The sequence below is a fragment of the Archangium sp. genome (assembly GCF_045802675.1).
Taxonomy (GTDB): Bacteria; Myxococcota; Myxococcia; order Myxococcales; family Myxococcaceae; genus Archangium.
The window spans coordinates 25,872-40,541 of the sequence record NZ_JBJMQO010000080.1; the positions used below are offsets into that span (position 1 = coordinate 25,872).

A 14,670-nucleotide genomic window follows, 5' to 3' on the forward strand; every position below is an offset into this window, starting at 1 on the left:
GGCGGAGCATCGCCGTTCCGGTGAGCAGACGGAAGGAGCGGCGAGGCCCTTGCTTCCCCGTCCGCCAGGGGCGCTCCAGGGATGCAGGTCACACCTTGCGTTCCAGGAGCGCAGCCATGGACAGCGTCGCGGATGTGATGGAGGCCAATCGGGAGAGGCTCTTCCAGCGCTGGATGGAGGAGGTTCAACGCCACCATGCGCCGGGTGAGCTCTCCGAGCCGGAGCTGGCGGACCACATTCCCGACTTCCTACGGGAGGTGATCGCCGCCCTGCGCCGTGAGGAAGAGGGCGACGCGCCCAAGACGCACCGGGTGGGCCCGTTGGGCTGGGAGCATGGCGAGCAGCGCTTCCGCATCGGGTTCGCTCTCCCGAGCATCGTGCGCGAGTACGGCGCGCTGCACCGGTGCATCTTCGAGCTGCTGGAGGAGCAGGGGCACGGGCTCATCCGGCTGGAAGAGGCGCGCATTCTTCAGCAGTGCTTCAACCGGGCCATCTCGGAGGCCGTCGCGCACTTCATGCGCATGCGCGAGCGGGAACTCGGTGGAGGCGAGGCGCATCCACCCGTGAGCTAGAAGTTGTAATAGATGAACTCGCTCACCTCGCTCAGGCGGAGGATGGCCACGGCGGCCATCGCGGCGCAGGCGAGCACCTGTCCCGGCGTCGGCTTCCAGCCCCAGCGAGTGGCGGGGAACGCCTGGACGGCATCATCCACCAGCGCGGGGTTGTGGGGCCCCATCCAGCGGTGCAGGCCGCTCGACAGGAACACCGTGGGGAGCGCCGCGAACAGCACGGCCGTCTTCGTCGCCGCTCGGAAGAAGCCGGAGAGGTCGTCGTTCCACACCGTGCGGAAGGCGAGGCCCGACGGCGCGTCCGTCAAGCCCGCCATGCCCTTCAGCACACCGAGCGCCCCATGCAGCGTCTCCGCGCGGAAGAAGACCCACGCCACCACCACGGCGACGTAGGTGGCGGCGATGGCCAGGGGCCTCGTCCACCGACCCTCCTGCCCGAGCGGCTCGAGGCCCCAGCGCTCGCGCAGGGCAGTCCACACGTGGGTGAGCACGAGCAGCGCCCCATGGAGCGCGCCCCAGAGGATGAAGTTCCACCCGGCGCCGTGCCATAGCCCGCCGAGCAGCATGGTGAGCATGAGGTTGACGTAGCGGCGGACGCGGCCCTTCCGGTTGCCGCCCAGCGCCACGTAGAGGTAGTCGCGCAGGAAGCGCGAGAGCGAGATGTGCCAGCGGCGCCAGAACTCGACGATGCTCGCCGAGCGGTAGGGCGTGTCGAAGTTGAGCGGCAGGCGGATGTTGAACAGCCACGCCAGGCCGATGGCCATGTCCGAGTAGCCGGAGAAGTCGAAGTAGAGCTGCAGCGAGTAGGCGATGGCGCCCACCCACCCGTCCACGAGGCCCACGGGCACGCCCTGCCCCGCGGCGGCGAACACGGGCGTGGCGAACTGCGCGACGACATCCGCCACGACGACCTTCTTGAAGAGGCCGCGGAAGAAGCAGGTGAGCCCCACGGTGAAGCGCTCGGTGCGGGGGCGCGCCACGTCTGGCGCGGCGAACTGCGGGAGCATCTCGCGGTGGTTCACCAGCGGGCCGGCGATTTCGTGGGGGAAGAAGGTCACGAAGAGGCCGTAGCGCAGGAAGCTCGGCTCGCGGTGGGCGGTGCGGTAGCAGTCGACGAGGTAGGCCACCTGCTGGAAGGTGTAGAAGGAGATGGCCAACGGCAGCCGGGGCGGCACGTAGTTCCAATGTGTCCCGAGCAGCGCCTGCACGTTCTCCACGAGGAAGCCCGAGTACTTGAAGTACGCGAGCAGCCCGAGGTCGAGCGTGAGCCCCGCGGTGAGCAGCCACCGGGCGCGGCGCGGGTCGGTGGCGGCGAGCGAGGCGATGCGGGAGCCCAGCAGGTAGTCGAAGGACAGCGAGGCGACGAGCAGCAGCACGTAGCCCGCGGACCACCAGCCATAGAAGACGAGCGAGGCGGCGAGCAGCGACAGCAGGGCTTCGCGGGTGCGGCCGCGCCGCCCCAGCCCGAAGAAGACGAGCAGCGTCGCGGGCAGGAAGACGAAGAGGAAGACGTGCGAGTTGAAGAGCATCCGCGAGGGCCGGGGGACCCCAGGCTATCAGAGCTCTCCGCCCGGAACTTGCTCGCTTAGTGAACGTTCGTTAAGTTAGCGTCCCAGCATGGCGAGGCCGACGAAAGAGGAAGCCCGGGACACGCGCCGACTGATTCTGGACGCGGCGTTGGAGCTGTTCTCCGAAGGGGGCTTCGCGGGCACGTCGATGCGGCGGATTGCCCGGGCGGTGGGGGTGCGCGAGAGCGCGCTCTACCACCACTTCCCCTCGAAGGCGGCCATCTTCGAGGCGCTGTTGCAGGACCTGGGGCCGGGCCAGTCCGAGCGGCTCATGGCGCTGGACCTGGACGCGCTGCTGGGCGAGGGCCCCGAGCCGCTGCTGCGCTTCATCGCCCGCTCCCTGTTCGAGTCCTGGGCCACCCCGCGCGAGCAGAAGTTCGTCCGCATGCTCATGGCCGAGGGCCCGAGGCTGAATGACCCGGGGCTCATGCACTCGTCCATCGTCGCGGGGCGAGCGCGGCTGGGCCGGCTCTTCGAGGAGCTGGGGCGCCGGGGCGCCATCCGTCCCGGGGACTTCGAGCTGTACGCCATCGAGTTCATGGGGCCGATGCTGATGATGCGGCTGATGTTCCTGGTGTTGGCGCAAGGTGCTCCGGACCTGGAGGCGCTGTTCGCCCGGGTGGATGCGCACGTGCACCATTTCTGTGAGTCCGTGAAGGTGGGTGAAGCGATGACCACGAAGTCCGTTTCCCGGAGGCGCGGATGAGGCTCTTCTCGCTCGCCGCGCGCAACCTGATGCGCAACCGGCGCCGTACCGCCATCTCGCTCGTGGCGCTGGTGGTGGGGGTGGGGGCCATGGTGGGGCTGCGAGGCTTCATCAACGGCCAGCAGCGCGTCATCCTGGAGAACCTCATCTTCGGACAGGTGGGGGCCATCCAGGTGCACAAGAAGGGGTACCTCGCCAACGTGCAGGGCTCGCCGCTGACGCTGGACCTGGCGGACTCCGAGGAGGTGCGCCGACGTATCGCCTCCGTGGACGGCGTGGTGGCGGTGTCGCCGCGCATCGCCTTCGGCGGCATGGTGTCGCTGCCGGACGTGGAGGGCGCCTCGGGAGACGAGGCCGCGGGCAAGACGGGCTTCCTCCAAATCACGGCCTATGATCCCACGCTGGAGCCGAAGGTGACGCCTCAGCGCTCGACGTGGCTGGGCAAGGGCTCGCACCTGTCGGGCGTGGACGCGCCGGAGCTGCTGCTCAACGCGGACATGGCGAGGAGCCTGCGCGCGGAGGTGACGGGCGCGGAAGTGCCGTCGGAGCGCTGGCCCGCGCTGCTCTCGGGAGACCGGGATGGAGCGCTCAACGGCGAGGCGGTGCGGGTGGCCGGGACGCTTGTGAGCGCCACGCCGGGAGACCGGAGGCAGGGCTACGTGCCGCTGGGCACCGCGCAGCGCCTGTTGCGGATGGAGGGCCGCGTCACCGAGTACGCCGTGGCGGTGAAGCAGCTCGAGGACGCGCCCCGGGTGCGCGACGCGGTGCAGGCGGCGCTCGGGCCCGAGTATGAGGTGCACACGTGGGACCAGGTGCTGCCCTTCGTGGCGCAGCTGGTGGGGCACCAGGACTTCATCTTCGGCATCATGACGTCGGTGTTCCTGCTGACGGTGCTGCTGGGCATCGTCAACGTGATGCTGATGAACGTGCTGGAGCGGGTGCGGGAGATTGGCACCATGCTCGCGGTGGGGACGCGGCGGCGGCAGGTGGTGTCGCTCTTCCTCATGGAGGGGGCGGTGCTGGGGCTGGTGGGCGGCATCCTCGGAGCGCTGGTGGGGTGGGCGGTGACGCTGTGGCTCGGCCAGCGCGGCATCCACCTGCCGGCTCCGGGCGCGACGGCCGACAGCATCATCCGTCCCCATGTGTCCGTGCTGTACCTCGTGCGCGCGGTGGGCATGGCCACGGTGGGCGCGGCGCTCGCCGCCCTGTGGCCCGCGTACCGCGCCGCGCAGCTCCGTCCGGTGGAGGCCCTGGCCCATTCATGAGCACCCTCTCTTCCATCGCCGCGCGCAACGTGGCGCGCAACCGCCGCCGCAGCCTTGTCACCCTGGCCGCCGTGCTCCTCGGGGTTACCGCCATCCTCGTGTTGCGCGGCTTCATCGAGGGCTTCGTGGCCCTCATGGTGGACGACATCGTCCAGGGCAAGACGGGCGCCCTTCAAATCCACACCAGGGGCTACCTGGACGACAGCGACGCGCTGCCGCTCGAGCCGAGCCTTTCCTACGACGAGTCCCTGCTGGCGCGCGTGCGCAAGGTGCCCGGCGTGACGGGCGTCACCGGCCGCATCCAGTTCTCGGGCCTCGTGAGCAACGGCCTGTCGCAGACGATGTTCGTGGGCCGCGGGTTGGACCTGGCCACGGAGCGGCAGGCGGTGCCCCGGGCCGGCTTCGACGTGCTGCCCGGAGGCCGGGCGCTCGCGGCGGGGGACCATGCCCACGCCATCCTCGGCAACGAGCTGGCGCAGTCCTTCCACGCGGTGCTGCCGGCGCAGAGGGCGAAGGCGCTGGCCGCGAAGCAGGCGGATGCGGAGTCGTTGGTGGACCGGGTGACGCTCGCCTCGTCGAGCCCCAAGGGCCGGGCCAACTCGCTGGACGTGTCGGTGGAGGGGCTGAGCGTGTCGAGCCTTCCCTTCGAGAACAAGCGCGTGGTGACGGTGCCGCTGAAGCTGGCGCAGGAACTGCTGGGCCTGGAGGGCCGCGTCACGGAGCTCGCCGTGGCGGTGGATGACCTGCGCAATCTGGACCGGATCGCCGCGGAGCTGCGCCAGGAGCTCGGGCCCCAGTACGAGGTGCACACCTGGCAGGAGCTGCAGCCCTTCGTGCGCGACATCATCGTGCGCCAGCGCTTCGTGATGGGGCTCATCTCCCTCATCCTCTTCGTCATCATCATCACCGGCATCATCAACACCATGCTGATGAGCGTCTTCGAGCGGGTGCGCGAGATTGGCACCATGCTCGCGGTGGGGATGCGGCGGTGGCAGGTGCTGGCGATGTTCCTGGTGGAGGCCACGCTGCTCGGGGTGGTGGGCGGAGTGGGTGGCGTGCTGCTCGGCAGCACCATCGTGCGAGCCCTGGCGGCGCGGGGCATCCCCATGTCGCTGGTGGTCAACAGCGGCTCGCAGTCGGTGCTGCGCCCGCAGCTGAGCCCTTCGTTCGTGCTCATGACGCTGATGGTGGCGGTGGTGGGCGCGCTGGTGGCGGCGGCCTGGCCGGCCTGGAGGGCCAGCCGGTTGGACCCTGTGGAAGCGCTGCGCTCGGTGTGAGTCCCGTTCCCCTTCCTGAATTCCTACCAAGGAGCTTGCAGATGAAAGCCTTCACCCTCGCCCTGATGACGTTGTTGGTGGCGGCCCCGGCGCTGGCGGCCGAGCCCACCGCGGAGGAACTGCTGGCGAAGTACGACGCGGTGATGGGCCCGAAGACCTTCGAGACCGAGTCGGAGATGACGGCGTTCCGCGAGGACGGCAGCAGCCGCACCTACGTGATGAAGATGCTGCGCGGCGAGGACGACAAGTTCCGCGTCTGGTTCAAGGGCCCGGCGAGCGTGAAGGGGCAGGAGATGCTGCGCTCGGGGGACAACCTGTGGGTGTACCTGCCCAACCTCAAGCGGGCGACGCGCATCGCCAACCGGGACAGCTTCCAGGGAGGCGACTTCAACAACGCGGACGTGATGCGGGTGAACTACACGAAGGACTACACGGGGAAGCTCGTGCCCTCGGACGTGCCGGACACATACGCGCTGGAGCTGAAGGCGAAGAACGCGGAGACGGCGTACGACGTCATCAAACTGTGGCTGCGCAAGAAGGACGGGATGCCGGTGAAGGGCGAGTACTACGGGACGAGCGGGCAGATGCTGCGCAGCGCCGAGTTCACCGGGTACACCGAATTCGACAAGGGCTACACGAGGCCGGCCAAGGTGGTGATGCGCAACGAGCTGGTGAAGGCGAGGCGCTCGGAGCTGTTGATGAAGACGGTGAAGCTGAACGCGGACGCACCGGCCCAGCGCTTCACGCAGGCGGACCTCGGCCGCTAGTTCTCGCCCCAAGGGTTCAACCCATGCGCCCCCAACTCGCGGCACTGATGCTTCTGACCACGGCGGCCCCGGCGTTCGGCGCCGAGGTGACGGGCTACGTCGAGAGCCGCACGCTGTACCAGCGCTCGCGAGTGTCAGGACTGCTCCCGACGGACAGCCAGCCCGAGCTGCAGCAGCTCCTCGAGCTGAACGTGCAGCCGCGGCAGGAGTACCGGCCGGGCGGTTTCGTGTCGGCGGACCTGTCGCTCTTCCTCCAGGCCTCGGGGCGCTACCGGGGGCTGAACGCGGACGGCAACGAGGTGTCCGTGAGCGAGAAGGAGGCGAGCGCGGCGAAGCCCCTCTTCTCGCTCAACGAGCTGTATCTCAGCCACGAGGTGGTGCCGCAGCTGCACCTGCTCGCGGGGAAGAAGCGGGTCATCTGGGGCGCGGGGATGGCGTACAACCCGACGGACCTCATCAACCCGGCGAAGGACCCGACGGACCCGAACTTCCAGCGGGCGGGCGCGTACATGGTGCGGGTGGAGGTGCCGCTGGAGAAGTACGCCTTCACGCTCCTGGCGAGCCCCGCGGTGCTCGAGCAGCAGAACGGGTTGCCGCAGGCGGTGCTCGCCTACCCCAAGTGGGACCGGAAGGACGAGGCGCTGCATTACGTGGTGGCCGCGCGCGCCTACGCCCTGGTGGCGGACGCGGACCTCAACCTGATGCTCTTCCACTCGAACCTGTACGGGGATGGCTTCGAGGACAAGACGCGGCTGGGCTTCTCCTTCTCGCGCTACTTCTTCACGGACTACGAGCTGCACGTGGAGGGGTTGGTGGGCTTCGGCTCGGCGCGGCGCTACCCGGCGGGCGAGTGCCTGGAGGACCGGGCCTCGGCGGTGGGCTGCGTGCTGAAGGGCGAGGCCTTCTTCTCCAACAAGCGCCTGGACGAGCAGAAGCTGCGCCCGAGGATTCTCGCCGGCACGCGCTACATGTTCGGCGACGAGTCGCTGCTCTCGGTGGAGTACCTGTACCAGGCGGACGGGCTGAAGCGGGACGAGTTCCAGCACTACGTCAACGCGCTCAGCCTGTTCCGGGTGGCGCAGTCCTTCGGCCTGGACCCCTCGGTGGTGGACCCGCGGGGCAGCGCGGACACGGGGCTGCCGCAGAAGTTCAGCTTCGAGCCGCTCGGCCGGCACTACGCCTTCGTGAGCTACCAGAAGCCGAAAATCCGCGACGACTTCACCTTCAACGTGGTGGTGATGGCCAACCTGCAGGACCTCTCGGGCCTCGTGACGCCGAGCCTCTCCTGGTCGGCCACCGAGTGGATGACGCTCACGCTCTCCGGCTTCGTACCGTGGCAGGGGCCCAAGTCGCTGGCGGCGACGGTGCCCGAGTCCACCACGCAGGTGAGCGAGCTCAGCCTGCTGCCCCTCGAATATCGCGGCCTGTTCCAGGTCCGCTTCTTCTACTGAAGGACGTGTGCCATGGCCTCGCAGAACCTCCTCGAGCTGAAGGCGATTACGAAGGACTACCTCCTGGGCAAGACGAAGGTGAGCGCGCTGCGGGGCGTGGACCTGGACGTCCTCGCCGGCGAGTTCACCGTGGTGATGGGCCCCTCGGGCAGCGGCAAGACGACGCTGCTCAACATCATCGGGTGCCTGGACCGGGCGACGGGCGGCTCCTACAAGCTGGAGGGTGAGGAGGTAGGGGACCGGGACTTCGACGCGCTCGCGGACGTGCGCAACCGGAAGATCGGTTTCATCTTCCAGAACTTCAACCTCATCCCCGTGCTCAACGTGGCGGAGAACATCGAGTTCCCGTGCATGGTGCGCAAGGACACCGAGGGCAAGGCGGCGCTGCGCCAGCGCGTGGAGGCCCTGGCCGCCGCGGTGGGCCTCGAGCCCTACCTGCACCACAAGCCGGACGAGCTCTCGGGCGGCCAGCGGCAGCGCGTGGCCATCGCCCGGGCGTTGATTACGGAGCCCCGCCTGGTGCTGGCGGACGAGCCCACGGCGAACCTGGACTCGGGGACGAGCGAGCAGATTCTCGAGCTGATGCTGACGCTCAACCGGGAGAAGGGGGTGACGTTCCTCTTCTCCACGCATGACCCGCGGGTGGTGGCGCACGCGCGGCGGGCGCTGCACATCCAGGACGGGAAGATGGTGGCGGGCGAGCTCCAGGGCCCGGGCCTCAAGGCCGCCGCGGCGCACTGATGTCCCCCTGAAAGACCCAGAAAAGCAAAAGGGGCGCCCCCCGAGCGGAAGGGCACCCCGGCGCGAGCTCCGAGCGGAGCGCCGCGACTACTTGGTCTGCTCGGTCTTGGTCTCGGTGTGCTTGGTGCTCTTCTTGCCGGTGGCCTTGTGCTCGGCCTTGGGCTCGGTGGACGGAGCCGCCTCGGTGCCAGTGGAGGGCGCGGTCTCGGTGGAGGGCGCCGTCTCCGTCTTCTTCTCCGTCTTCTTCTCCGTGGTGGTCTGCTTGGACTCGGCCGGCTTGTTCTCGGCGGCGAAGGCGGACATGGAGGCGGACAGGATGGCGACGGCCAGGATCTTCTTCATGATGGAATTCTCCTGAGGTGCAACCCACTGCGGGACGCCGCGTCATGCGGCGTTGCGGCCCGAGCCCAAAGCATCCGCCGTGCCAGGAGCCCGCAAATGGCGAGGGCGCCACCCTTCGCGGGGAGGCGCCCTCGACCGACGCTTCGCGAGGAAGCGTGGGGACTACTTGGTCTCGGCGGCGGTCTTGGTCGCCTTCTTGGCCGGCTTCTTCTCGGCCTTCTTCATCTCCGGCTTGGCCTCGGGCTTGGCCATCTCCGGCTTGGCCTCGGGCTTGGCGGCCTTCTCCGGCTTGGCCTCGGGCTTGGCGGCCTCGGCGGCGGGGGCGGCGGCGGCAGGAGCCGGCTTGGTCTCGGCGGCCTTGGCGGGCTCCGCGGCAAACGCGGTCATGGAGGCAGTCAGGGCGACGGCGGCGATCAGGTTCTTCATGGTGGTTTGCTCCGAGTAGCAACGAAACGTCGCGGCATTGCGGCGTTGCGTTCCGGACACTCAGCACCCATCGTGCCACGGCCCCTTCCGAGGGGAGAAGCCCCCGGATCGGAGACAATTGCGGAGAATCTCCCCATTCCGCCTGCCCGGCCTGGGGGCACGCTCCCCACAAATCGCCGGAGGTCTTTGACGATACCCCCCGTCTTGGGGATGCTGGCCATGTCAGCCGGTGACGGTAGAGCCCGGTCTAGCCCGCACGCGCATGCCGCGTGTGCGGAGGACGGGAGCGAAGGTATGCGGTCCCTCTTCATCGCGTGGGTGGTGCTTGGGTTGGGGGTGGGATGCGCGACCCCACGGGTACCCTCCCAGCCCCTGGTGTCGGAGGAGGTAGAGCGGTGGCAGCGGCGGTATCAGGAAGAGCGCGAACGTGTGGAAGCGCTCGCGGTGCGGCTGGCCCGGGCGGAGAGTGCGCTCGAGGTGGCGGCGCAGGAGCGGGCGGAGTTCGCGCAGCTCACCCGGCTGTTGGAGGAGGACCTGGGCCGGGCGGCGGCGGTCCGGCACTCGCTGGCCGAGCACAACGCGCAGCTGGTGTCGAGGCAGCGCGAGCTGACGGCGCTCCAGGAGGAGTTGGAGGACGTGTGGTACCAGTCGGCGCTCTCCCGGGCCCGGCGGCGCAGCCAGCCCCCGCCGCAGTCGCAGGAGCCGGACGGCGCGTCGTCCGAGGGCGGTTCCCGCTGAGCGGAGGGGGGGGCCGGTGAGCTCGCCCGCGTCCATTCGCGGCTACCGCGCGGGCTTCCTCTTCGCGGTGATGCTGCTGTCGGCGGTGGCCGGCTTCACACTCTGGACGGAGGTGCGCACCAGCAGGCAGGTGGCCGAGCGCGTCCAGGAGGCGCTGGACCGTGCGGGGCTCATCGGCCGCATCCGGGTGGACGCGCTCTCGCTGGAGTCCGCCATCGAGGCCCACATCCGCGCCACGGATGATGAGGAGCGGCAGGCGGCCAACGAGGTGATGGAGGACATCCTCTCGGACATCCGCGAGGCCACCAGCGACTACACGCGCAACCTGCCGGGCGACGACACCCTGGTGGTGTGGCAGCGCTTCAACATGGCGTGTACCCGGCTGGCCCAACAGGTGCGCACCGCCGCCGTCTTCTCCCACCGCAAGGAGTCCGAGCAGGCCCGGCACCACCTGGTGGAGCAGGTGCGCCCGCTGGCCGAGGAGATTGATGGCCTGGCGGGACAGCTCGCCCAGGAGAACTCGGACGAGGCGCGCATGTTGTTGGACCACCTGGCGGCGCTGCGCGTGCGCAACCTCGCCTTCGGGGGGCTGGTGACGCTGCTGGGGGTGCTGGTGTCGCTGGTGGTGGGCTGGAGCATCACCGCGGTGTTGCAGCGGCAGGAGGCCACCATCCAGGCGCAGCTGGAGGAGCTGGACCGGCGCAACCAGGAGCTGGACGCCTTCACCCGGCGCGTGGCGCACGATTTGATGGGGCCGCTGTCGCCGCTCAAGGGGTACCTCACGCTCTTGCGCCGCTCGGGGGCGGTGAAGGACGCGCAGGCGCTGGAGCTGGTGTCGCTCTCCGAGTCGAGCGCGACGCGGATGGGCGAGCTCATCGAGGCGCTGTTGCGCTTCTGCCGCGCGGGCACGCGGGGCGAGCCGGCGGTGGGTGAGCTGGACACGGCGGTGAGCACGTTGCTGCTGGAGGTGAGCCAGACGGCCGCCGCGCAGGGCGTGGCGCTGGAGCGCACGCTGGAGTCCGGGGTGAAGGTGTCGTGTCCCTCGCAGCTGTTGCAGCTGATTGCCCAGAACCTGCTGTCCAACGCGGTGAAGTACACGGCGGGCCGGCCCGAGGCGCGCGTGCGCGTGAAGGTGGCGCGCGAGGGCGGCGAGGCGGTGCTGGAGGTGGAGGACAACGGTCTGGGCATGAGCCCGGAGACGCAGGCGAAGCTCTTCCAGCCCTTCTTCCGAGCCCCGGAGACCCGGGGGATTCCCGGACATGGGCTCGGCCTGGCGACCACCAAGCGGCTGGTGGATGCACATGGGGGCACGCTGCTGGTGCGCTCGGAGCCCAACGTGGGCACCCGGGTGATGGTCCGCTTTCCTCTCGCGGCCGAGGCCGCGCCTCCCGCTCGTGGAGTCGGTTGATGAATCCCGCTCGTATCCTCGTTGTCGATGATGATCCCCACGCCCGGGACTTGCTCAAGCGCCTGCTCGGCATGCTCGGGGAGGTGCACCAGGCCTCGCATCCGAAGGAGGCCAGTGCGCGGCTCGCGGACGAGGGGCCGTTCGACCTGGTGCTCACCGACATGGCGATGCCCCACGCGGGCGATGGGCTGACGGTGCTCAACGCGGTGCGCGAGCAGCTGCCGGACACGCCCGTCATCGTGGTGACGGCCTTCGGCAACATCGAGGGCGCGCTGGACAGCATCCAGCAGGGGGCCTTCGACTACCTGGCCAAGCCCTTCGACGTGGACGCGATTGTCCGCGTGGCGAAGCGGGCGCTGGAGCAGAAGCGGCTGGTGGAGGAGAACCGCTCGCTGCGCAAGCAGGTGGAGCGCGGCGCCATGGTGGGGCGCAGCCCGGCGCTGCTCGAGGTGTACAAGCAGGTGGCGCGGGCGGCGGCCACGGCGGTGCCGGTGCTGATTACGGGCGAGACGGGCACGGGCAAGGAGATGGTGGCGCGAGCGCTGCACCGGCGCTCGCCGCGGGCCAGCGGGCCCTTCATCCCCGTGGACTGTGGCGCCATCGCCGAGTCCCTCATGGAGAGCGAGCTGTTCGGCCATGCGCGGGGCTCGTTCACCGGGGCCACGGGCGCGCGGCGCGGCCTCTTCGAGGAGGCCCATGGGGGCACGTTGCTCCTCGACGAGATTGGAGACGTGGGCCCCAAGGTGCAGGCGCAGCTGTTGCGCGCGCTGCAGGAGGGGGAAATCCGCCGGGTGGGCGAGAGCTCGCCGGTGAAGGTGGACGTGCGGGTGGTGGCGGCGACGAACAAGGATTTGAAGGAGCGGGTGGCCGAGGGGCTGTTCCGGGAGGATCTGCTCTACCGGCTGGACGTGGTGCACCTGCACCTGCCGCCGCTGCGCGAGCGGCGCGAGGACATTCCGGCGCTGGTGGAGCACTTCGCGGCGCTGCATGCGCGGGGCGGGGTGGCGCCCGTGGTGACGGCCGAGGTCATGACGCGGCTCACCGCGTACGACTGGCCGGGCAACGTGCGGCAGTTGGAGAACGTGGTGGCGCGGGCGCTCGCGCTCAACGTCACGGGCGTGCTGGGACCGCAGGACTTCCCCGAGCCCATTGGCGATGCGCCGAAGAAGCTCAGTGGGCTCGCCGGGGACATGCCGAGCCTGGCCGAGCTCTCCCGGCGCTACGCGGCCCATGTGCTCCAGCACGTCGGGGGCAACAAGAGCGAGGCCGCGCGTCTGCTCGATGTGGATAGGAAGACGCTCTACAAGTTGCTCGAGGCGCAGGAGCCCTCGGAGTAGGGGGCTCAGCTCACCACGGAGACGGTGACGCGGCGGTGGTGGGGCGACGTCCGGTGCTCCCAGACGTAGATGCCCTGCCACGTGCCGAGGTGGGCCTCGCCGCCCTTCACCGGCACGTTGAGCGAGTTCTGCGTCAGCACCGTCCGGATGTGGGCCGGCATGTCGTCGGGGCCCTCGGCGTCGTGGCGGAAGAGCGGGTCTCCGTCCTTCACCAGCCGCGAGAAGAAGGACTCCAGGTCCTTGCGCACGTCCGGGTCCGCGTTCTCGCACAGCAGCAGCGAGGCGCTCGTGTGGTGCAGGAAGATGGTGCACAGGCCCTCCTGCGCACCGCTCTCCGCCACCGCCCGCTGGACCTCGTCCGTGAGCTCGTAGAAACCCCGGCCCCGAGTCGCCACCGTCAATTCCTTCGCGCGATACATGGCTCGCCTCCTCGGGTCCGGGGCTTCGGGTTCAACGCTTCTCGAGCCGGTCGTGCAGGAACTCCGCCATCCGCTCCAGCGCTTCCGGTGAGATGGTGTGCGGTCCGTTGAAGGGGAGGAACTCCACCGGCAGCCCCGCGTCCTTCAGCAAGGTGTGCAGCCGCTCCGCCTGAGGGAAGGCCAGGATGTCGTCGACGCGCCCGTGGCTCTGGAGAACCGGCATGCCCTTGCGCTTCTGTGCCCGCTGCTTCCACTCGTCCTGGCAGATGAGCGACCCCGACAGGATGCACAACCCCGCCGGGGCCTCCTCCAGCCGCAGCGCCACGTCCGTCGTCAGCATCGCGCCCTGGCTGAACCCGCCCAGCACGATGCGTCCGTAGGGCAGCTTCGTCGCCGCGGACAACTCGGACAGCAGGCTCATCAACCCGCGCCGCGCCTGGGCGAGTCCCTCCGGCGTCGAGGCCGCGAACTTGTCCCAGTCCCGCTCCTGCCCCATCAGCACCTCGGGAGGCAGGGGGAACCACGCGGGCACGCGCTGCCCCATCATCTCCACCCGCAGCGGGGCCCCCGGGAACACGAACCGCACCTTCGGCCCCAGCTCCGGCTCGAGCTGCACCAGCTCCGGCGCCAGCGGCACCAGATCCGTCGGGGGCGCCCCGAGGCCGTGGCACAGCACCACCGCCAGCTCCGGGCGCGCTCCCTCGGGGAGCGCGTCCACCACCACGCAGTCCAGCTCGCCCAGCCTCGTCTTCGCGCTCCGCATCGCTCGCTCCACTACTTCGGCTGCTTGTCGCTGACGGTGACCTTCTTGAGCACCACGTCCTTCACCGGCCGGTCCTGCGGGCCCGTCTGCACCTTGGCCATGCGCTCCACCACGTCGTAGCCCTTCACCACCTCACCGAAGATGGTGTAGCCGCCGTTGAGCCGCGGCTGCGGCGCCACCGTGATGAAGAACTGGCTGCCGTTCGTGTTCGGTCCCCGGTTCGCCATCGCCAGGATGCCCGGCTTGTCGAACGTCTTGCCGTTCTGCGTCTCGTCCTCGAAGGTGTAGCCCGGCGAGCCCGAGCCCCGGCCCAGCGGATCTCCACCCTGGATCATGAAGCCGTCGATGATCCGGTGGAAGAGGATGTTCTGGTACAGCGGCGTGTTCTGCTTCGGCTCGCCCGTTTTCGGGTCCGTCCACGTCTGCTCCCCCGTCGCCAGGCCCACGAAGTTGGCCACCGTCACGGGCGACTCCTTCGAGAAGAGCTTCACCACGACGGTGCCCTGGTTGGTGTCCAGGGTGGCGTACAGCTCCTGCCCGTTGAGCGCCTTCGTCTGCCAGGGGCCGGGCTTCTCCGCGGGCGGCCTCGAGCGCTGCACCGGGCTGGCGGCGTGCTCCTTGCCCCCCGTGGCCGTGGCCGGCGCGGCGGGCTCGGAGGACGGAGTGGGCGGCGGAGGCGTGGCCTGCGTGCCGGTGCCCGTGTTGTTGGCCTGCGCGTCCGTGCCGGTCGGCGTGCCGGGCGGCGGCTGCGGCTGCTGGGCCTGCGTCGGCGTGCTGGCGGGAGCAGCGGGTGGCGGGGTCTCGGCCTTCTTCTCCTGCTCCTTCGAGCAGGCGGCCAGGTTGAGGAGGAGGAGTCCAGTCGTCAGGAGTCGGGTTCGCATGGGCCGGGCATC

At 69.6% G+C, this 14,670-nt stretch carries 16 protein-coding genes; 10 read left to right on the top strand and 6 right to left on the bottom strand.

All coding sequences use genetic code 11. The features are described from left to right. Window positions 1-116: 116 nt before the first annotated feature. Window positions 117-572, top strand: a complete 456-nt coding sequence (locus ACJ8AN_RS22660) for an RsbRD N-terminal domain-containing protein (RefSeq protein ID WP_407757519.1) — start codon at window positions 117-119, stop codon at window positions 570-572. On the opposite strand, the gene ACJ8AN_RS22665 is transcribed toward ACJ8AN_RS22660, so the two are convergent. Continuing rightward, on the bottom strand, window positions 569-2,098 hold the full coding sequence (locus ACJ8AN_RS22665; RefSeq protein WP_407757520.1) for an MBOAT family O-acyltransferase: 1,530 nt from the start codon (window positions 2,096-2,098) through the stop codon (window positions 569-571). The two genes, ACJ8AN_RS22660 and ACJ8AN_RS22665, sit on opposite strands and share 4 nt — an antisense overlap. 88 nt (window positions 2,099-2,186) lie before the next feature. Between ACJ8AN_RS22665 and ACJ8AN_RS22670 the strand changes: the two genes are divergently transcribed. The 6 genes from ACJ8AN_RS22670 to ACJ8AN_RS22695 are packed head-to-tail and all read left to right on the top strand — an operon-like array spanning window position 2,187 to window position 8,344. Further along, window positions 2,187-2,843 carry a TetR/AcrR family transcriptional regulator gene (locus ACJ8AN_RS22670; RefSeq protein ID WP_407757521.1) on the top strand — a complete coding sequence of 219 codons (657 nt, stop codon included), beginning with the start codon at window positions 2,187-2,189 and terminating at the stop codon, window positions 2,841-2,843. After that, complete coding sequence (locus tag ACJ8AN_RS22675; RefSeq protein ID WP_407757522.1) at window positions 2,840-4,108, top strand: ABC transporter permease; 1,269 nt, start codon at window positions 2,840-2,842, stop codon at window positions 4,106-4,108. Before ACJ8AN_RS22670 ends, ACJ8AN_RS22675 begins: the two co-directional genes overlap by 4 nt. Next, window positions 4,105-5,385 carry an ABC transporter permease gene (locus ACJ8AN_RS22680; RefSeq protein ID WP_407757523.1) on the top strand — a complete coding sequence of 427 codons (1,281 nt, stop codon included), beginning with the start codon at window positions 4,105-4,107 and terminating at the stop codon, window positions 5,383-5,385. Before ACJ8AN_RS22675 ends, ACJ8AN_RS22680 begins: the two co-directional genes overlap by 4 nt. Before the next feature lie 41 nt (window positions 5,386-5,426). Continuing rightward, on the top strand, window positions 5,427-6,152 hold the full coding sequence (locus ACJ8AN_RS22685) for an outer membrane lipoprotein-sorting protein (protein WP_407757524.1): 726 nt from the start codon (window positions 5,427-5,429) through the stop codon (window positions 6,150-6,152). 23 nt (window positions 6,153-6,175) lie between these two features. Beyond that, a complete protein-coding gene (locus tag ACJ8AN_RS22690) occupies window positions 6,176-7,603 on the top strand; it encodes a hypothetical protein (RefSeq protein WP_407757525.1) in 1,428 nt (475 codons plus the stop codon). A 12-nt stretch (window positions 7,604-7,615) separates the two neighbouring features. Beyond that, window positions 7,616-8,344, top strand: a complete 729-nt coding sequence (locus ACJ8AN_RS22695) for an ABC transporter ATP-binding protein (protein ID WP_407757526.1) — start codon at window positions 7,616-7,618, stop codon at window positions 8,342-8,344. Window positions 8,345-8,431: 87 nt separating this feature from the next. Here the strand turns inward: ACJ8AN_RS22695 and ACJ8AN_RS22700 are convergent, their stop codons facing one another. After that, window positions 8,432-8,686, bottom strand: a complete 255-nt coding sequence (locus tag ACJ8AN_RS22700; RefSeq protein WP_407757527.1) for a hypothetical protein — start codon at window positions 8,684-8,686, stop codon at window positions 8,432-8,434. A gap of 162 nt (window positions 8,687-8,848) precedes the next feature. After that, window positions 8,849-9,112 (bottom strand): hypothetical protein, encoded by a 264-nt coding sequence (locus tag ACJ8AN_RS22705; RefSeq protein WP_407757528.1) that lies wholly within the window; start codon window positions 9,110-9,112, stop codon window positions 8,849-8,851. Window positions 9,113-9,541: 429 nt separating this feature from the next. Here ACJ8AN_RS22705 and ACJ8AN_RS22710 point away from each other — a divergent pair, with 429 nt between their 5' ends. The 3 genes from ACJ8AN_RS22710 to ACJ8AN_RS22720 are packed head-to-tail and all read left to right on the top strand — an operon-like array spanning window position 9,542 to window position 12,595. Next, entirely contained in the window at window positions 9,542-9,850 is a 309-nt protein-coding gene (locus tag ACJ8AN_RS22710) for a hypothetical protein (RefSeq protein ID WP_407757529.1), read from the top strand. 16 nt (window positions 9,851-9,866) lie between these two features. Further along, window positions 9,867-11,258, top strand: coding sequence for an ATP-binding protein (locus tag ACJ8AN_RS22715; RefSeq protein WP_407757530.1), 1,392 nt, complete (start codon window positions 9,867-9,869; stop codon window positions 11,256-11,258). After that, complete coding sequence (locus tag ACJ8AN_RS22720; protein ID WP_407757531.1) at window positions 11,258-12,595, top strand: sigma-54-dependent transcriptional regulator; 1,338 nt, start codon at window positions 11,258-11,260, stop codon at window positions 12,593-12,595. Before ACJ8AN_RS22715 ends, ACJ8AN_RS22720 begins: the two co-directional genes overlap by 1 nt. A 5-nt stretch (window positions 12,596-12,600) precedes the next feature. On the opposite strand, the gene ACJ8AN_RS22725 is transcribed toward ACJ8AN_RS22720, so the two are convergent. The 3 genes from ACJ8AN_RS22725 to ACJ8AN_RS22735 are packed head-to-tail and all read right to left on the bottom strand — an operon-like array spanning window position 12,601 to window position 14,658. After that, the gene (locus ACJ8AN_RS22725) at window positions 12,601-13,014 is read right to left on the bottom strand and encodes a secondary thiamine-phosphate synthase enzyme YjbQ (protein WP_407757532.1); all 414 of its coding nucleotides are present in this window, start codon (window positions 13,012-13,014) and stop codon (window positions 12,601-12,603) included. 31 nt (window positions 13,015-13,045) lie between these two features. Beyond that, window positions 13,046-13,777, bottom strand: coding sequence for an alpha/beta hydrolase (locus tag ACJ8AN_RS22730; protein WP_407757533.1), 732 nt, complete (start codon window positions 13,775-13,777; stop codon window positions 13,046-13,048). An 11-nt stretch (window positions 13,778-13,788) separates the two neighbouring features. Then, window positions 13,789-14,658 carry a peptidylprolyl isomerase gene (locus ACJ8AN_RS22735; protein WP_407757534.1) on the bottom strand — a complete coding sequence of 290 codons (870 nt, stop codon included), beginning with the start codon at window positions 14,656-14,658 and terminating at the stop codon, window positions 13,789-13,791. Between the last annotated feature and the right edge of the window lie 12 nt (window positions 14,659-14,670).